Here is a 17,339-nt window from a genome sequence, read left to right as displayed (position 1 = left end):
CTGATGGAGTCGCTGATCGAGCGCCAGCTTAAAAACGCCGACGTGGCGCTGGGCAACCAGGCCGAAGCGTCCGGCCGCTGCAGCGTGACGACTTACGACCTGGCGATGCTCAACGTCGAGTCGCGGTTTGAAATTCCGCGCATCGTGCAGGCGCTTAAAAGCCGGGGCCACGGCACACTGTGCTTTTACGGCCCGCCTGGCACTGGCAAGACCGCGCTGGCCGAACACGTGGCCCAGGCGCTGGAGCAGCCGCTGCTGATCAAGCAGGCCAGCGATCTGATGAGCAAATACGTCGGCGAAACCGAGCAGAACATGGCCGCCATGTTCCGCGAAGCTGAGCTGGAGAAAGCCGTGCTGCTGCTCGATGAAGCCGACAGCTTTTTGCAGGACCGGCGCGGCGCCCAGCGCACTTACGAGGTGACGGAAGTCAACGAGATGCTGCAGGGCATGGAACGCCACAAAGGCATTTTCATCTGCACCACCAATCTGCTCGAAAGCCTGGACCAGGCCGCGCTGCGCCGTTTCACTTTCAAGATCCAGTTCATGCCGCTGACGACTGGGCAGCGTGACACCATGTTTGTGACGGAAGCGCTTGCGGGCGATGCCTTGCTGCTCACGGACGCGCTGCAGAAACGGCTGGCCCAGTTGACGCAGCTGTGCCCCGGCGATTTTGCAGCGGTCAAGCGGCAGGGGGTGATTCTGGCTGCGGCGCTGTCTGCCGAAGAATTTCTGGCGCAGCTGGAGGCGGAGCACCGCATCAAGCCCGAGGTGAGGGAGGGGCGGGGGATGGGCTTCATGCGCTAGCGTTGCTGCGGGATGAGTAGCGGGTAGTCCATTGTTCCTATGGCGCCGCAGCGCTCTGCACGTGAGGCGGTGGGCAGCGTTCAAATATGAAATACGCGGTAAGTCAGCCGCGTCCCAACCCACCCCGGCACATCGGCCCACAGGCCCGCAGGGGTGTTGTGGAAACTTACAAAAGTGATTTGAGTTGAATTCCAATTGAATTTAAATTTCCAATCAGCTTGGAATAAAACTGGATTGCGTCCGTATTTCGAAATTGTTTTCCCGTGGCAGGAGCAACGACGATGAACCCCGCTGACAACCTGGGCCATGCCCTGAGCGGCGCGTCAACCGACAGCGCAGCGCTCTACGCGACGGCCTTGCATCAATTCCAGTGCTACCGGCAAGATCCGGTGGCCACGATTGAGGCGGCCACCGCCTGCCGACCGGATTTCGTGATGGGCCATGTGTTGCACGCCTGGCTGCATCTTCTGGGCACCGAACCGGCCGGACTGGCCGTCGCCCGGCGCGACCTGGAGGCGATTGAAACGCTTCCAGCCAATCCGCGGGAGCAAGTCCACGGGGCGGCCATTCGCCAGCTGCTTGAGGGGCGATGGCGGGCCGCCGCGCGCGTGCTGGAAGACCTGTCCATCGCCTACCCGACGGATGCCTTGGCGCTGCAGGCTGGTCATGTGCTGGACTTCTATTTGGGCGATGCGCGCATGCTGCGAGACCGCATCGTGCGCGCGCTGCCCGCCTGGTCCGTATCCATGCCGGGCTACCATGCGTTGCTGGGCATGCAGGCTTTCGGACTGGAGGAAACAGGCGCCTATGCCCGCGCCGAAACCGCCGGCCGTGCCGCGCTGGACCTGGAGCCGCGCGACGCTTGGGCGCACCATGCGGTAACCCATGTGCTGGAGATGCAGGGCCGGGCGCGCGAGGGCATCGCCTGGATGCGCCAGCGCCAGCCCGACTGGGCCGAAGACAATTTCTTTGCCGTGCACAACTGGTGGCATCTGGCGCTCTACCACCTGGACCAGGGCGACCTGGAGGAGGTGCTTTTTCTGTTCCACAGTGCGGTGCGCGCCAGCCATTCCACGCTGGTGCTCGACCTGGTGGACGCCAGCGCACTGCTGTGGCGCCTGCGCTTGCGCGGCGTGGACCTGGGCGAGCGCTGGCATGAGGTGGCGCAAGGCTGGCTGCCCAACGCCGGCAGCGGGCAGTACGCCTTCAACGACGCGCACGCGATGATGGCCTTCGTCAGCGATGGGCAGGGCGAGGCCATTCGCGCCGTGGAGGAGGCCCAGCAGCGCGCCATGGCCGGCACCGGCGACAACGCCATGTTCACCCGCGATGTCGGCGCACCGCTGAGCCAGGCGATCCGGGTGTTTGCCGAGGGCGATTCCGGCCGCGCCGTTGAGTTGCTGCGTCCGGTGCGCAGCATTGCGCACCGCTTTGGCGGCAGCCATGCGCAGCGCGACTTGATTGACCTGACCCTGCTGGAGGCGGCCTGGGACGATGGGCAGTTCGCCCTGGCCCGGGCACTCGCTGCCGAGCGAGTCGATGCCAAGCCTTCCAGCCCGAGCGCACAGGCGTTGCTGAAACGGTCCGCCGCTGCTTAGGCCGCCGCACACACCCGCAGCACCTCGGCCCCATAGGCCTGCAGCTTCTTGGTTCCCATGCCGCTGATGCCTTCGAGGTCCTGCAAACTTTGTGGCGCCTGCTCGGCAATGGCGCGCAGCGTGGCGTCGTGAAAAATCACGAAGGCGGGCAGGTTGTGCTCGCGCGCCACTTCGCCGCGCCAGGCCTTCAGGTGGGCCAGCCGCTCCAGCGCGCCGGCGTTGAGCGTGGCTTCGACCAGACCCTTGACCGAGGTCTTGCTGCCGCGCTTGGGCTTGGCGGCCTTGGTAGTCAGCGACTGCTGGCGCAGCAGCACGCTGGCCTCGCCTTTGAGCACCCGGCGCGCATCGGGCATCAGCTGCAGGGTGTTGAAGGCTTCGGCGTTGACGCGCACCATGTTGCTGGCAATCAGCTGGCGCAGCACGCTGCGCCACTGGGCCTCGGCCAGGTCGGCGCCAATGCCGAAGGTGCTCAGGTTTTCGTGGCCGTATTGTGTGATTTTTTCGGTGGTTTTGCCGCGCAGGATGTCCATCAGGTGGCCGGCGCCAAAGCTGATGCCGCTGGCCTGCTGTACGCGGTAGATGCAGCTGAGCATCTTGCGCGCTGCGTCGGTGGCGTCCCACACCGCTGGCGGATTCAGGCAGTTGTCACAGTTTCCGCAGGGCTGGCTGGCCTCGCCAAAGTAGCCCAGCAGGCTGACGCGGCGGCAGCGCGTGTCTTCCGCCAGGCTTAGCAGCGCATCGAGCTTGCCGCGCATCACCTGCTTGAACTCCTCGCTGGCCGCCTCGCTGGTGTCTATCATGCGGCGCTGGTTCACCACGTCCTGCAGGCCGTAGACCATCCAGGCGTCGGCGCTCTGGCCGTCGCGGCCGGCGCGGCCGGTTTCCTGGTAGTAGCCTTCAATGTTCTTGGGCATGTCCAGGTGTGCCACAAAGCGCACATCGGGCTTGTCAATGCCCATGCCGAACGCAATCGTGGCCACCATCACCATGCCCTCTTCGCGCAAAAAGCGGTCTTGCCGCTGCTGGCGCAGGCTGGATTCAAGCCCGGCGTGGTAGGCCATGGCCTTGATGCCGGCGGCCTCCAGCATGCCGGCAATTTCCTCGACCCGCTTCCTGGACTGGCAGTACACAATGCCGGCTTCGCCGTCGTGCTCGGTCTGGATGAAGCGCAGCAGCTGGCGCGTCGGGTCGGTTTTTTCGACGATGGTGTAGCGGATGTTGGGCCGGTCAAAGCTGCTGACAAACTCGCGCGCATCGTCTAACTTGAGCCGCTCAATCATGTCCTGGCGCGTCAGGTGGTCGGCAGTCGCCGTCAGCGCCATGCGCGGCACGTCGGGAAAGGTCTCGTGCAGCAGGCTCAGACTGCGGTATTCGGGCCGGAAGTCGTGGCCCCACTGGCTCACGCAGTGCGCCTCGTCAATCGCAAACAGGCTCAGCAGGCCGCGCTCGTGCAGCGAAGCCAGCAGGCCTTTCATGCGCGGCGTGTTGATGCGCTCGGGCGCGGCATACAGCAGCGTCAACTCGTTGCGCAGCAGCTGCTTTTCCAGCGCGCTGCTTTCCTCAAAAGTCTGCGTCGAATTCAGGAACGCCGCCGAAACGCCAGCTTCCGTCAGCGCGCCGACCTGGTCATGCATCAGCGCGATCAGCGGCGAAATCACGATGGTCACGCCGTGCCCCGCGTTTTGCCGCACGATGGCCGGAATCTGGTAGCACAGCGACTTGCCGCCGCCGGTGGGCATCAGCACCAGCGCGTCGCCGCCGTGCACCACGTGGTCAACGATGGCCTCTTGTGGGCCGCGAAAGTGCGAATAGCCAAAAACCTGGCCTAGAACGTCCAGGGCGGTCGGCTGGGGGGGAGAGGTGGGCAATGAGGACAAAAGATGGGCCAGTCAGTCGGGGTCGGAATAAAGTGATTTTGCTATATAAAAAATAGCTGATTTTGACGGTTCTATAAAGGCTAGTGCCTGATTTGTCTCGAAACTTATGACGTTGGCGTTACATCTGTTCCCATGGCAGACCCTCAAAGCGCCAGCCCGACAGGGTGGAGCGGCGAAAGTGCTCGTCCAGCTCGCCTTCAAAGCCGTGCACCACATGCTGCACATTGCTGAAGCCGGCCGCTTCCAGCGCCTTGCCGGCGTCCAGCGTGCGCTTGCCGGAGCGGCAAATCAGCAGCACCGCCTGCGCTTTGCCGTCCGCCTCGCGGGCCACGGCGTCGGCAAACTTTTGGGCATCGGCCTGCAGGTCGGGGTATTCGTACCACGGCACATTGACCACGCCGGGCGGGCGGCCCACGTAGAGCGACTCGATTTCCATGCGCACGTCGACAAACAGGCTGTCAGGGTGCGCCTGCAGCCAGGTCCAGGCTTGTTGGGGATGGAGGTTTTTCATGGGGGCAGGGCCGGTTGGCGGGCAAGGTGCTATTGTCGGGGAAACGCCAGGGCAAGCGCCAGCCCCCTAAAATGCAGGCATGACGAAGACCCCCTACACCCGCGGACAGCAGCTTCCCGCCATTCTTGAAAAACGCATCGCCATCCTCGACGGCGCCATGGGCACCATGATCCAGCGCTTTCGCCTGAGCGAAGCCCAGTACCGGGGCGAGCGCTTCAAGGATTTTCACAAGGACGTCAAAGGCAACAACGAGTTGCTGAGCTTGACGCGGCCCGACGTGATCCAGGACATCCACGAAGGCTACCTGGCCGCCGGCGCCGACCTGATCGAAACCAACACCTTTGGCGCCACCACCGTGGCCCAGGCCGACTACGACATGGCCGACCTGGCGGTGGAAATGAACTACGAGTCGGCCCGCATCGCGCGCGCCGCCTGCGACAAGTTCTCCACGCCAGACAAGCCGCGTTTTGTGGTGGGCGCCCTGGGCCCCACGCCCAAGACCGCCAGCATCAGCCCCGACGTCAACGACCCCGGCGCGCGCAACACCAGCTTTGAAGTGCTGCGCCAGGCCTATTACGAGCAGACCGAAGCGCTGGTCAAGGGCGGCGCCGACGTGCTGCTGGTCGAAACCATTTTTGACACGCTCAACGCCAAGGCGGCGCTGTTTGCGATTGACGAGTACTTTGAGGCCAGCGGCGAGCGCCTGCCGCTGATCATCAGCGGCACTGTGACCGACGCCTCGGGCCGCATCCTGAGCGGCCAGACCGTGACGGCCTTCTGGTACAGCGTGCGCCATGCCGAGCCGCTGGCCGTGGGCCTGAACTGCGCGCTGGGCGCCGCGCTGATGCGCCCCTACATCCAGGAGCTGGCCAAGGCCGCGCCCGACACCTTCATCAGCTGTTACCCCAATGCCGGCCTGCCCAACCCCATGAGCGACACCGGTTTTGACGAAACGCCAGACGTCACGTCGCGCCTGCTGCACGAGTTTGCGGCCGAAGGGCTGGTCAATATCGTGGGCGGCTGCTGCGGCACCACGCCTGAGCACATTGCGGCGATTGCCAGCGCGGTGGCGCCGGTGCCCGCGCGGCGGTTGTTTTACCGGGAAGCGGTCTGATCGGCGCAAGCAGGTAAATAGGCTAAAGCGGCTGCAAACCCGCTCAGTTCGTCGTCAGCGCGCTGATTTCCTGCTGCATCACCTGCGTCAGCTGAACCTACATCTTGAGTTTGTCGGCGTTGTCGCGCAGCGACCAGCCGCTCGGCGGCCAGATCTGCAGTGGACGAGTTTTCCAGCCCGGTTGCCCGAAATGGCGGGACGTTTTTTTCTAAAAAACTGGTTAAACACGGGCTGAACGAACGGGGTTTTGGCTTGGGGTGCTTAAGGGCGGGCATTAAATGCTTAAAATTAAGCCCAACTCAAGGAGCGTTGCAGCGAAATTCCGGTTTCGTCAGGCTTGGGTAAACAGGGCCGAACTATCCCTTTTTAGCAACGACGCTCACCTTTATTCCAAGGTGAGTCATGTCCGCAATTGAGTATTCCCAAGCAGTCCCGCCCATGAAACTGTCCGGCCTGGAGCCGGTCTCCATCGGCGCGGACACGCTGTTCGTCAACATCGGCGAGCGCACCAACGTCACCGGCTCCAAGGCCTTTGCCCGCATGATTTTGAACGGCGAGTACGAAAAGGCGCTGGCCGTGGCCCGCCAGCAGGTTGAAAACGGCGCGCAGATCATTGACATCAACATGGACGAGGCGATGCTGGACAGCCAGGCCGCCATGGTGCGGTTTTTGAACCTGATTGCCAGCGAACCCGACATCTCGCGGGTGCCCATCATGATTGACAGCTCCAAGTGGAGCGTGATCGAGGCCGGGCTACGCTGCATCCAGGGCAAGGGCATCGTCAATTCGATTTCCATGAAGGAAGGTGTCGACATCTTCAAGCACCAGGCCAAGCTGCTCAAGCGCTACGGCGCGGCCGCCGTGGTGATGGCGTTTGACGAGCAAGGCCAGGCCGACACCTACCAGCGCAAGACGGAAATTTGCGAGCGCGCTTACCGCGTGCTGGTCGATGAAGTGGGTTTTGCGCCCGAAGACATCATTTTTGACCCGAATATTTTTGCCATTGCCACCGGCATTGACGAGCACAACAACTACGCGGTTGACTTCATTGAGGCCACGCGCTGGATCAAGGCCAACCTGCCGGGCGCCAAGGTGTCGGGCGGCGTGAGCAATGTGAGCTTCAGCTTTCGCGGCAACGACCCGGTGCGGGAAGCCATTCACACCGTGTTTTTGTACCACGCGATTCAGGCCGGCATGGACATGGGCATCGTCAACGCCGGCATGGTCGGCGTCTATGACGACCTGGAGCCGGTGTTGCGCGAGCGCGTCGAAGACGTGGTGCTGAACCGCGCACCTAGCTACAAGCCCGGCGAGCCAGAACTCTCGCCCGGCGAGCGCCTGATTGAAGTCGCCGAAACCGCCCAGAGCGGCGCCAAGGACGACAGCAAAAAGTACGAGTGGCGCGCGCTGCCGATACGGGCCCGCCTGTCGCATGCGCTGGTGCACGGCAACAATGAGTTCATCACCGAAGACACCGAGGAAGTCTGGCAGGCGATCAAGGCCGAAGGCGGGCGGCCGCTGCACGTCATTGAAGGCCCGCTGATGGACGGCATGAACGTGGTCGGCGACCTGTTCGGCCAGGGCAAGATGTTCCTGCCGCAGGTGGTCAAGAGCGCCCGCGTGATGAAGCAGGCCGTGGCGCACCTTCTGCCCTACATCGAGGCTGAAAAGCTGCTGCTGGAAGCGGCCGGCGCCGACGTCAAGACCAAGGGCAAGATCATCATCGCCACCGTCAAGGGCGACGTGCACGACATCGGCAAGAACATCGTCACCGTGGTCTTGCAGTGCAACAACTTTGAAGTGGTCAACATGGGCGTGATGGTGCCCTGCCACGAGATTTTGGCGCTGGCCAAGGCCGAAGGCGCAGACATCGTGGGCCTGTCGGGCCTGATCACGCCCAGCCTGGAAGAGATGCAGTACGTCGCCGCCGAGATGCAGAAGGACGACCATTTCCGGCTCAGGAAAATCCCGCTGATGATTGGCGGCGCCACCACCAGCCGCGTGCACACGGCCGTCAAGATCTCGCCGCACTACGAAGGCCCGGTGGTGTACGTGCCCGACGCTTCGCGCAGCGTCAGCGTGGCGCAAAGCCTGCTGTCCGACCAGGCCGCCAAATACATTGACGAACTGAACGCCGACTACGACAAGGTGCGCACCCAGCACGCCAACAAGAAGCAGACGCCGATGTGGCCGCTGGCCAAGGCCCGCGCCAATGCCACGCCGATTGACTGGGCGCACTACCAGCCACCCGTTCCCAAGTTCATTGGCCGGCGCGTGTTCAAGAACTTTGACCTGGCCGAGCTGGCGCGCTTTATTGACTGGGGGCCGTTCTTTCAGACCTGGGACCTGGCCGGGCCATTCCCGGCCATCCTGACGGACGAAGTGGTTGGCGTCGAGGCGACGCGCGTCTATGCCGATGCGCAGAAGATGCTCAAGCGCCTGATCGATGGCCGGTGGCTTACCGCCAGCGGGGTGGTGGGCCTGTATCCGGCCAACAGCGTGGGCGAGGACATTGAAATCTACACCGATGACACGCGCACTGAAGTCGCGATGACCTGGCATGGCCTGCGCCAGCAGACCGAAAAAACAGCAGTTGACGGCGTGATGCGCCCCAGCCGTTGCCTGGCTGACTTTGTCGCGCCCAAGGTGCTGACGCCTGAATTAATAGCGGCCAGAGCAGGCAAGGCGGGGGCTGAAGGCCATAACGACTTCAAGATTTCCGACTACATCGGTGTCTTTGCCGTCACCGCCGGTCTGGGCGCCGAGAAGAAGGAAAAGCAGTTCCAGGACGACCATGACGACTACTCGTCCATCATGTTCAAGGCGCTCGCCGACCGCCTGGCCGAGGCCTTTGCCGAAGCCCTGCACCAGCGCGTGCGCACAGACCTGTGGGGCTATGCGCCCGCCGAGTCGCTGGAAACCGACGCGCTGATTCGCGAGCAATACCAGGGCATACGCCCCGCGCCCGGCTACCCGGCCTGCCCGGACCACAGCGTGAAAAAGGACATGTTCGAGTTGCTGCAATGCGCCGATATCGGCATGGCGCTGACGTCCAGCCTGGCCATGACGCCAGCGGCCAGCGTCAGCGGTTTTTACCTGAGCCACCCGGACAGCACCTATTTCAACGTCGGCAAGATCGGCGACGACCAGCTGGAGGACCTGGCCAAACGGCGCGGGGTGAAGCCGGCCGATCTGCAGCGGCTGCTCGCGCCTAACCTTTGATCCCTGGCGCGGCGGGTTGAGGCAGGCCAGCCCGTCAACTGCCCAAATAAGTCCCGCCATTCACATGCAGCACCTGCCCCGTGATGAACCGGGCGTGGGGACTGGCCAGCCAGGCCACGGCGTCGGCCACTTCGTCCACGGTGCCGCGACGGCCCAGCAGCGGCCGGTGGACGGCGTGGTGGCTGGGTGATGCCGAGGCGGTTTCGCTGTTGCGGACCGATTCAATCATGCCCGGCGACACGCAATTGACCGTGATCCCCTGCGGCGAGAGTTCATGCGCGAGCGCGCGGGTCATGCCCACCAGGCCCGCCTTGGCGGTGACCACGTGGACCCGGTTGGCCGCGCCGGTATGGGCGGTCATTCCTCCCACATTGATGATGGCCGCGCCCGCCGACTGCAACAGCAGCGGCAAGGCGGCCTGCGCGCAGAAAAATGCGCCGTCAAGCACCACGGCCAGGGTGTTGTGCCAGTCATCGGCGGCCAGCTCCGCCAGCGGGGACTCGCGGCGAATGGCGGCGTTGTTCACCAACACGTCCAGCCGGCCCCATTGCGTGCCGATGCTGGCCAGCATGGCCGCCACTGCGGCCTGGTCGGTCACATCGGCCAGGCACAGCAGGGCCGGTACACCGAGGGCGTGGAGCTCATCCACCACGGACTGCCCTTCGGCCCGGGAAGTCCGCACGTTGACGGCCACGGCACAGCCATCGCGTGCGAGCTGCAGCGCAATGGCTCGCCCGATGTTGCGTCCGGCGCCCGTGACGAGGGCCACGCGCCGCTCTTGCGTGCCGGGGCTCGCGCTTGTGTCCAGATTGACGTTCATATGCAGGGTCATGCCGGTGTCGCCGCCAGCAGCGACACGTCCACCACCGGCGCGTCGAACAGTTGCTGGAGCATGGTCAGCATGGCTTGCGCCTGCGCCGACTTGACCTGGCCATGCAGGCAGTTGGCAAAAAACTTGGCTTGCAGGTCGGCATCGCTCAGCGGGTGGTCGGCGCCGCCCTTGAAGAAGCCCTGGCGGGCCTCCATCACGCTGCCGTCCAGCAGGGTCACGCGCACATGGCCCGTGAACTGCTTGGGGTAGGGGTTGGCCGGGTCCACCACGTAACGCACGCGGGCCGCCAGCGCCCGCAAGTCGGCACGCTGCACCACCGCTTCCGAGTATTCGCCCAGACCTGCGTTGTCGAGCAGCAGCCCCGCTGCAACGGCATACGGAATGCTGAATTTGGCGGCGTAGGCGTTGGGCGGCGACTGCTTGAGCGCCAGGGGCTCCCACAGCCGGTGAACAATGCCTTCCGCGGTTTCGCATTCGATCTGCGCAATTTGCGCAGGGTCCAGACCCTCACGGCGCAGGCTGCGGGCGCAGTCGATGTAGGGGTGGGCCATGGTGCCGCAGGCGTAGGGCTTGAAGGCGATGCTGGTCCAGATCCATTCCTTGCCCATGCCCGACAACATGGCTTCAAAGTTGCCGTCGCTGGTATTGGCGAAACCATGAAACAGGCCGTGCGTGCCTTCAAATACAGTGGCCGGCCCCTTGAAGCCGGCCTGCGCCAGGCGCACCGCGCGGTACGCCGACTGCGCGGCCCAGCCGGGGTGCATGCGCTTGGTCCAGGAACCGTCGGCCAGGTATTCGATGATCCCCGAGGCCATGCTGCCGGCCAGGCCAAAGGCGTCCACCAGCTGGTCTTCCGTCAGGCGCATGCCGGCGCCCAGGCCGGCCACGGCGCCCATGACACCAAAAATGGCGGTGGGATGAAAGCCGGCCTTGTGCACTTTGGTGGGCGCCACCGCGCAAAGCCGGCACATCACCTCCACGCCCACGGCCATGCCGCGCAACAAGTCGGTGCCCGACAGCTGGTGGCGCTGCGCGGCAGCCAGCAGCGCCGGCACCACCACGGCGCCAGCATGCACCGGGCCGCCTTCGTAGGTGTCGTCAAAGTCTTCGCCGTGGGCGGCAATGCCATTGACGAACGACGCCGCTTCCACCCCGAAGGTCTGCGCCGAGCCGATGACGGTACAGGGGCCGTCCTGCTCCAGCGCGGCCATGGCCGCCTTGACGTAGGGCTCGCTGCGGGCCGCGATGCAGATGCCGGTTACGTCCATCAGCAGCCGCTGGCCGGTGGCGCGTGCGCCGGGAAGGTTTTCGGGTGATGCCGCGGTGATGGCCTGCGCCAGCCGGCGCGAGATGGTCATGGCGGGGGGGTGCAGAGACTTCATGCAGAAACTTTCTTGCTGGTGGCGAATTCTTTCCAGCCGGTGTAGAGCGTGAGCGCCAGGGCCAGCATCAGCAGCGCCAGCGACACGGGATCGGTCACGAAAATGCTGTGCTCGCCGCCTGAAATCAGCAGGCTGCGGCGGTAGTTGGACTCGACCAGGTAGCCCAGCACCAGGCCCAGCACCAGCGGCAGCACGGGCAGCCGCAGCAGGCGCATGCCGTAGCCGAGCACACCGATGCCCAGCACCAGGCCCAGTTCAAACAGGCTTTGGTGCATGGCATAAACGCCCGACATGACCAGGGCCAGAATGAAAGCCATGAGGTAGGGCTTGGGGCGGTTTACCAGCCAGATGCAGGGCGCCAAAATGACCAGTCCGATCAACAGCATGGCGATGTTTGCAAAAAACAGGCCGCCATACAGGCTCCACACCACCTCGGGCGCTTTTTGAAACAGCATGGGCCCCGGCTGCAAACCGTGGATCATGAAGCCCCCCAGCAAAATGGCCGCAGAGTTAGACCCCGGAATGCCCAGGCTCAGCAAAGGCACCAGGGCGGTGGCCGTGACCACGTTGTTGGCAGACTCTGGTGCGGCAATGCCCTCGGGCGAGCCTTTGCCAAACTCTTCCGGGTGCTTGGACCAGCGCTTGGCTTCCGAGTAAGCCATGAAGGCGGCAATGGTGCCGCCCGCGCCTGGCGTGACGCCTTCAACCGTGCCAATGACCGCGCCAATGGCCTGCGGCTTGAACAGGCGCCTGGACATGGCCAGGTTGGGCAGCTTCAGGCGCGCTTGCGACTTGATGGCCTTGGCCCAGGCCGGCTCGCCAATCTGCACCAGCATTTCCGTCACGGCAAACAGGCCGACCATGACCAGGATGGGCTTGATGCCGCCCAAGAGATCGGCCGAGCCGAAGGTGAACCGCGGCACGCCCGAAACCGGGTCGCTGCCGATGAAGGCCAGCATCAGCCCGATGCAGGCGGCTATGACGCCGCGCAGCAAGGAGCCGCCCGACAGCCCGGCAATCACCGACAGGCCGAGGATGCCCAGCGAAAAATACGCGGCCGGGGTGAACGCGAGCGCCACGCGCGCCAGGCTTTCTGTGGCCAGCACCAGCACCAGCAGGCCAAACAGGCCGCCAATGAGGCCGGACATCAGCGAAATGCCCAGGGCCTCGCCGGCCTTGCCCTGGCGGGCCATTTCGTAGCCGTCCAGCACGGTGGCCGAGGCCGAGTTGGTGCCCGGCGTGCGAATCAGGATGGCCGGAATCGAGCCGCCGTATTCGGCGCCCACATACACGCTGGCCAGCAGCACAATAGCGGTGGCAGGCACCATCCCGACCGTAAACGGCAGCAGCAAGGCCATGGCGATCGAGGGCGAAATGCCGGGCAGCGCACCGCCCAGGATGCCCCATGAAACACCGGCAAATGCCGCCACGAGCAACCACATCGTGGGCAGGCTGACCACAGCACTCAAGAAGGCTTCCATGGTCAGACTCCCAGCCATGCAGGCCACACGCCGGGCGGCATGCGCACCTGCAGGGCCATGGAAAACAGCAGCCAAAGCGCCGAAGCACCCAGCACCGCGCACAGCAGCAGCGTTTTGGGCGTCCGGGCCCCGACCAGCCAGGCGACCGCGCCCAGCAAGAGTGCAATGGAGGTCCAGTAACCGGCCAGCGGAAGGATCAGCACGTACACGACCAGCATGGCCAGCAAACCCAGGGCCAGCGCATGGGTGCGCCAGTTTGCGGCGCCTTTCTGAGTCGGCAGTTCGTCGGTCACGCTCGGCGGTTTGGCCTTGAGCAGCAGGGCGGCCGACGCCAGCAGCATGACCATGCCCACACCACTGGGTACGCCTGCCGCGCCCACTGAGTCTGCGAGCATGCTGTCTTCAATCGTTTGTGCGTACGCGATATAACTGGCTGAAAGCGCGATGCCCAGCGCCCCCGAAATACGGTCAGCGAAGTTTTCCGTCATTTGAGCAAGCCAATCTCTTTGAACGACGTGATGGTTTCCGCCGCCACGTCGGCGGTGAACTGACGCGCCGCCTCACGGCCCAGTACCATGGGCGTCAAGTGCTCCCTGGTGTATTCCGCCTTGTAGGCCGGTGATGCCACCGCCTTGCGAATGGCGTCTTCCATCTGGCGGGCGACGTTGTCTGGAATGCCCTTCGGGCCGGCCAGGCCGCGGAACTTGCGCACCACGACATTGAATCCCTGCTCCTTGGCGGTCATGAGCTGCGGCAGGCCATCAAGCCGCTTTTCCGACAAGGTGGCCAGCAGGCGAATCTTGCCGGCTTCCAGTTGTGCCTGGAGCTCCTGCATCTCGCCAATGCCGATGTCATAGGTGCCGTTGAGCACGCCGATCATCTGGTCAGCGCCACCCTCATGGCTCACGATGGGCACTTTCACGCCGGCGCTGCGCGACAGCCGCTCCATGGCGATGCGCTCCAGCGATGCCGGGTTGGACGCCCCCCAGCGGGACTTGCCCGGGTTGGCCTTGGCGTGCTTGATCACGTCCTCCAGCGATTTGAACGGGGATTCGGTGCGGGTGTAGATGACTTCCGGGTCGATGAAGATGATGGCGATCGGGTCCAGGCCGTCATAGCCGACCTGGGGCCTGGACAGCAGGGTGGTCTGAATATAGGTTGGCGTGGTGCCATAAAAAATCGATCCATCGGCGGCGCCCTTGGCGACGTGCGCCACTGCCGTGGCACCGCTGCCGCCCCGAATATTTTCAACCGAAAAATTGACCTTCATGGGCCCCGACAGGTGCTTGATCAGGCCGCGCAAAAAGACATCGGTGCCGCCGCCCGGGCTGGAGTGCGTGACCAGGCTCACCCGGTTGACGGGGTAGTCCGATTGCGCATGGGCTACGTGGCTTGCCAGCATGGACAGCAGTCCGGTGGCGATCAGGCTTTTGAATTTCATGTCGTTTGTCTCCAGTATCTGGGGTGATGGGCCTGCGTCCAAGGCGCGGATCTGTACGTTTACCGACTTTTCAGTCGCCGTATCTGGTCTGTTAATCATTTGCTCCCCGCCGCTTTCAAGGGTTGCCAAAAAAATTATAGACCTCGACTGCCAACTGTCAACAGTTGCCTTTTTGAGCAAGGTAGGGCCCGACGCCCGGCCTGGGTATGCGCAAGAAAAACGGAGGTGAACGGTGGGTGAACGGCGGTGTCAGGCGGCTTCTATCGAAGCCGCCAGCCGCGCCCAGCCCTTGGCGACATGCTGGGTCAGCGCCTGTTCTGCCGCTGCGCCATCGTGCCTTTCAAGGGCGTCCAGAATGGCCTGATGCTCCTGGTTGGAGGTTTTCAGACTGCCTTGCTGGACCAGCCCGCGGCGGCGAAACAGATGGGTTTGTTTGATGACGGACAGGTACAGGTCAGCAAGCATTCGGTTGTTGGCGATTTTCATGAGCAGGTCATGAAATTCAAGATTGAGCTTGTAGTAGCCCGACAGGTCCTGCTGGTCGGCTGCTTCGTTCATGGCGTCCACCAGCGCCCTCAGCGTTTTCAGTGACGCACTGGTGGCGTGCTCGGCCGCCAGTCGGCCGATCAGGCCGGACAGCGCGCCGCGCACCTGGTAGAGCTCGCGGGCGTCGTCCAGGGTCATTTCCCGGACAAAAACGCCCTGGTTCACCACGCTCACCAGCAAGCCGGCTTCTTCCAGGCTGCGGCAGGCCTCCCGCACCGGCCCCCGGCTGATGCCCAGCCGCGTGGCCAGTTCACTCTCATTGATGCGGTCGCCACTCGACAATTCGCCGGACGCAATCATGCCGGCGATTTCCTCGCGCACGATGGTGGTCAGCGTGCGCGAGCGGCGTTGCTTGATCTGCTGAAGTGCAGATGACGGAGGAGTGGGGCTCATGCGGGACGGATTCTACGCGGCGGAGGGTTCATCACGCACCTTTCAGTGCGCGGCGGTATTGCACCGCTTCGGCCACATGCGCGACCTGCACCGCGCTGGCGCCGGCCAGATCGGCAATGGTCCGGGCCACTTTCAGGCAGCGGTGAATCCCCCGGCCTGACCAGCCCAGCCGGGTGGCCGCCAGGTTGAGGAATTTTGCCGCTGCCGGATCAAGCTGGCATTGCGCATCAATGGCCTGGCCTTCGAGCGCCTGGTTGCTGCTGCCCTGGCGGGTCATGGCAAGCGCGCGCGCCGTGACCACGCGCGCCCGGATCGTTGCGCTGGTTTCCCCGGGCGGTGTGTTGACCAGTTCGTCGGCGGCCAGCGCGCCGACCTCCACATGCAGGTCAATCCGGTCCAGCAACGGGCCGCTGAGCTTGCCCTGGTAGCGCGACACCTGCTCGGGCGAGCAGCGGCAGGTCCGCAAACTGGAGCCCAGGTAGCCGCAGGGGCAGGGGTTCATCGCCGCAACCAGCTGGAAGCGCGCCGGAAACTCGGCCCGGTGCGCGGCCCGGGAAATCGTGATGGTGCCGGACTCCAGCGGTTCGCGCAGGGCTTCGAGCGCAGCACGTGGAAATTCGGGCAGTTCGTCCAGAAACAAAACACCGCGGTGGGCCAGCGAGATTTCGCCCGGCCGCGGCGGCGAGCCGCCACCGACCAGTGCCACCGCGCTGGCGGTGTGGTGCGGCGCGCAGGTGGGTCGCACGCCCCATTGTTCGAGCGAAAAACGCCCGTTCAGCGAGGCCACGGCAGCGCTTTCCAGTGCTTCCTGCGTCGTCATGGCCGGCAGCAAGCCGGCAAAGCGCTGCGCCAGCATGGATTTCCCGGAGCCGGGCGCGCCCATCATCAGGAGACTGTGGCCGCCCGCGGCGGCGATCTCCAGCGCCCGCCGGGCAGCGGCCTGGCCTTTTACGTCCGCCAGGTCCCGGTAGGTGGGCGCAGGCGGCGGCACGCACGGCAGCACGCGCGACCAGCCGTCCGGCGCGTCTTGCGCCGCATCGCCGGGCAGAAATTGCCGCACCACGTCGAGCAAATGCCGGGCGCCGTAAATTTCGGCCTCCGGCACCAGCGCCGCTTCCTGGGCACTGCCTTCGGGCAGCACCAGCTTGGGCAGGGTCCCGGCTGCATGCTGCGCATCGTTGGCAACGGCCAGGCTCATGGCCAGCGCGCCCTTCACCGGCCGCAGGTCGCCGCCCAGCGACAACTCGCCCGCAAATTCATAGCCTTTGAGCTTGCGCGCATCAATCTGCCCGCTGGCCGCCAAAATGCCCAGGGCAATCGCGAGGTCGAAGCGGCCTGAATCCTTGGGTAAATCGGCTGGGGCCAGGTTGACCGTGATGCGTTTGTTGCCCGGAAACTCAAGTCCGGTGTTCTGGATCGCCGAGCGCACCCGTTCGCGGGCTTCCTTGACCTCGGTTTCAGCCAGACCGACCAGCGTGAAGCTGGGCAGGCCGTTGGCCAGATGCACTTCCACGCAAACCGGCCGCGCCTCCAGCCCCAACAAGGCGCGGCTGTGCACTAAAGACAAGCTCATCGGGATACTTTCGTTCAAATGTCTCAAAATTGTGCAGCTTGCGCGCGCTAAATTGGTGCATGCTGTGTTTGTGTTACCTGACTGTAACGCGGCCAGGCAGTAAAGCGCAGACCTGTTCATGGTGGTTGTGCAAGTTTGGCACGTTACATGCTAAGAATCCTGTGTTCGCTTTAACAATCCTGGAGGTATCCAAAAAATGAAACTCATCACGGCCATCATCAAACCGTTCAAGCTGGATGAAGTGCGCGAAGCACTCTCTGGCATTGGCGTGCAAGGCATCACGGTCACTGAAGTCAAGGGCTTCGGTCGCCAAAAAGGCCATACCGAGCTGTACCGCGGCGCAGAGTATGTGGTGGATTTTTTGCCCAAGGTCAAGATCGAAGCCGCTGTGTCCGACGAATTGGTGGACCGCGTCATCGAGGCGATTGAAGGCGCTGCCCGCACCGGGAAAATCGGCGACGGCAAGGTCTTTGTCTACAACCTTGAGCAGGTTGTGCGTATCCGCACCGGTGAAACCGGCAAGGAAGCGCTGTAAGGCCCAACCCCCTAAAAAGAGAACACCGAC

At 64.0% G+C, this 17,339-nt stretch carries 14 protein-coding genes and 1 riboswitch; of the genes, 5 read left to right on the top strand and 9 right to left on the bottom strand.

Going from position 1 to position 17,339, the window contains the following annotated elements:
- Positions 1 to 804 (top strand): ATP-binding protein (locus tag IV091_RS09870; RefSeq protein WP_293468178.1); only part of this gene is annotated, 804 nt, incomplete at its 5' end.
- 281 nt (positions 805 to 1,085) lie between these two features.
- On the top strand, positions 1,086 to 2,402 hold the full coding sequence (locus IV091_RS09865; protein ID WP_293468176.1) for a tetratricopeptide repeat protein: 1,317 nt from the start codon (positions 1,086 to 1,088) through the stop codon (positions 2,400 to 2,402).
- Here the strand turns inward: IV091_RS09865 and recQ are convergent.
- Together recQ and IV091_RS09855 are read right to left on the bottom strand one after the other, a co-directional pair.
- The gene (gene recQ, locus IV091_RS09860) at positions 2,399 to 4,279 is read right to left on the bottom strand and encodes a DNA helicase RecQ (protein ID WP_293468174.1); all 1,881 of its coding nucleotides are present in this window, start codon (positions 4,277 to 4,279) and stop codon (positions 2,399 to 2,401) included. The two genes, IV091_RS09865 and recQ, sit on opposite strands and share 4 nt — an antisense overlap.
- A gap of 118 nt (positions 4,280 to 4,397) precedes the next feature.
- Positions 4,398 to 4,790: a rhodanese-like domain-containing protein gene (locus IV091_RS09855; RefSeq protein WP_293468172.1), complete on the bottom strand. Its 393-nt coding sequence runs from the start codon at positions 4,788 to 4,790 to the stop codon at positions 4,398 to 4,400.
- Between the two features lie 79 nt (positions 4,791 to 4,869).
- Here IV091_RS09855 and IV091_RS09850 point away from each other — a divergent pair, with 79 nt between their 5' ends.
- Both IV091_RS09850 and metH read left to right on the top strand, forming a co-directional pair.
- Positions 4,870 to 5,904 (top strand): homocysteine S-methyltransferase family protein, encoded by a 1,035-nt coding sequence (locus tag IV091_RS09850; protein WP_293468170.1) that lies wholly within the window; start codon positions 4,870 to 4,872, stop codon positions 5,902 to 5,904.
- Positions 5,905 to 6,199: 295 nt separating this feature from the next.
- A riboswitch (S-adenosyl-L-homocysteine riboswitch) is annotated at positions 6,200 to 6,292 on the top strand.
- Between the two features lie 14 nt (positions 6,293 to 6,306).
- Positions 6,307 to 9,126: a methionine synthase gene (metH, locus tag IV091_RS09845; protein WP_293468168.1), complete on the top strand. Its 2,820-nt coding sequence runs from the start codon at positions 6,307 to 6,309 to the stop codon at positions 9,124 to 9,126.
- A gap of 34 nt (positions 9,127 to 9,160) precedes the next feature.
- On the opposite strand, the gene fabG is transcribed toward metH, so the two are convergent.
- From fabG to IV091_RS09810, 7 genes are all read right to left on the bottom strand, one after another.
- Positions 9,161 to 9,958 carry an SDR family NAD(P)-dependent oxidoreductase gene (gene fabG, locus IV091_RS09840; protein ID WP_293468166.1) on the bottom strand — a complete coding sequence of 266 codons (798 nt, stop codon included), beginning with the start codon at positions 9,956 to 9,958 and terminating at the stop codon, positions 9,161 to 9,163.
- Complete coding sequence (locus tag IV091_RS09835) at positions 9,955 to 11,340, bottom strand: MmgE/PrpD family protein (RefSeq protein WP_293468164.1); 1,386 nt, start codon at positions 11,338 to 11,340, stop codon at positions 9,955 to 9,957. Before IV091_RS09835 ends, fabG begins: the two co-directional genes overlap by 4 nt.
- On the bottom strand, positions 11,337 to 12,821 hold the full coding sequence (locus tag IV091_RS09830) for a tripartite tricarboxylate transporter permease (RefSeq protein WP_293468162.1): 1,485 nt from the start codon (positions 12,819 to 12,821) through the stop codon (positions 11,337 to 11,339). Before IV091_RS09830 ends, IV091_RS09835 begins: the two co-directional genes overlap by 4 nt.
- A 2-nt stretch (positions 12,822 to 12,823) precedes the next feature.
- The gene (locus IV091_RS09825; RefSeq protein ID WP_293468160.1) at positions 12,824 to 13,309 is read right to left on the bottom strand and encodes a tripartite tricarboxylate transporter TctB family protein; all 486 of its coding nucleotides are present in this window, start codon (positions 13,307 to 13,309) and stop codon (positions 12,824 to 12,826) included.
- Positions 13,306 to 14,262 carry a tripartite tricarboxylate transporter substrate binding protein gene (locus tag IV091_RS09820; protein ID WP_293468158.1) on the bottom strand — a complete coding sequence of 319 codons (957 nt, stop codon included), beginning with the start codon at positions 14,260 to 14,262 and terminating at the stop codon, positions 13,306 to 13,308. The genes IV091_RS09825 and IV091_RS09820 overlap by 4 nt, the downstream gene beginning before the upstream one ends.
- A gap of 249 nt (positions 14,263 to 14,511) precedes the next feature.
- Positions 14,512 to 15,201 (bottom strand): GntR family transcriptional regulator, encoded by a 690-nt coding sequence (locus IV091_RS09815; protein WP_293468156.1) that lies wholly within the window; start codon positions 15,199 to 15,201, stop codon positions 14,512 to 14,514.
- 31 nt (positions 15,202 to 15,232) lie between these two features.
- On the bottom strand, positions 15,233 to 16,774 hold the full coding sequence (locus IV091_RS09810) for a YifB family Mg chelatase-like AAA ATPase (protein ID WP_293468154.1): 1,542 nt from the start codon (positions 16,772 to 16,774) through the stop codon (positions 15,233 to 15,235).
- A gap of 196 nt (positions 16,775 to 16,970) precedes the next feature.
- Between IV091_RS09810 and glnK the strand changes: the two genes are divergently transcribed.
- Positions 16,971 to 17,309, top strand: a complete 339-nt coding sequence (gene glnK, locus IV091_RS09805; protein WP_293468152.1) for a P-II family nitrogen regulator — start codon at positions 16,971 to 16,973, stop codon at positions 17,307 to 17,309.
- Positions 17,310 to 17,339 lie beyond the last annotated feature (30 nt).

This window comes from Polaromonas sp., from assembly GCF_018780625.1.
Classification (GTDB): Bacteria; Pseudomonadota; Gammaproteobacteria; order Burkholderiales; family Burkholderiaceae_C; genus Polaromonas.
This window is presented reverse-complemented; position numbering and strand designations above follow the sequence as displayed.

Bases quoted from the DNA above. Each gene is read 5' to 3' on its own strand.
- IV091_RS09865 (WP_293468176.1), top strand. From the start codon at position 1,086: ATGAACCCCGCTGACAACCTGGGCCATGCCCTGAGCGGCGCGTCAACC.
- IV091_RS09855 (WP_293468172.1), bottom strand. From the start codon at position 4,790: ATGAAAAACCTCCATCCCCAACAAGCCTGGACCTGGCTGCAGGCGCAC.
- IV091_RS09850 (WP_293468170.1), top strand. From the start codon at position 4,870: ATGACGAAGACCCCCTACACCCGCGGACAGCAGCTTCCCGCCATTCTT.
- metH (WP_293468168.1), top strand. From the start codon at position 6,307: ATGTCCGCAATTGAGTATTCCCAAGCAGTCCCGCCCATGAAACTGTCC.
- fabG (WP_293468166.1), bottom strand. From the start codon at position 9,958: ATGACCCTGCATATGAACGTCAATCTGGACACAAGCGCGAGCCCCGGC.
- IV091_RS09835 (WP_293468164.1), bottom strand. From the start codon at position 11,340: ATGAAGTCTCTGCACCCCCCCGCCATGACCATCTCGCGCCGGCTGGCG.
- IV091_RS09830 (WP_293468162.1), bottom strand. From the start codon at position 12,821: ATGGAAGCCTTCTTGAGTGCTGTGGTCAGCCTGCCCACGATGTGGTTG.
- IV091_RS09825 (WP_293468160.1), bottom strand. From the start codon at position 13,309: ATGACGGAAAACTTCGCTGACCGTATTTCGGGGGCGCTGGGCATCGCG.
- IV091_RS09820 (WP_293468158.1), bottom strand. From the start codon at position 14,262: ATGAAATTCAAAAGCCTGATCGCCACCGGACTGCTGTCCATGCTGGCA.
- IV091_RS09815 (WP_293468156.1), bottom strand. From the start codon at position 15,201: ATGAGCCCCACTCCTCCGTCATCTGCACTTCAGCAGATCAAGCAACGC.
- IV091_RS09810 (WP_293468154.1), bottom strand. From the start codon at position 16,774: ATGAGCTTGTCTTTAGTGCACAGCCGCGCCTTGTTGGGGCTGGAGGCG.
- glnK (WP_293468152.1), top strand. From the start codon at position 16,971: ATGAAACTCATCACGGCCATCATCAAACCGTTCAAGCTGGATGAAGTG.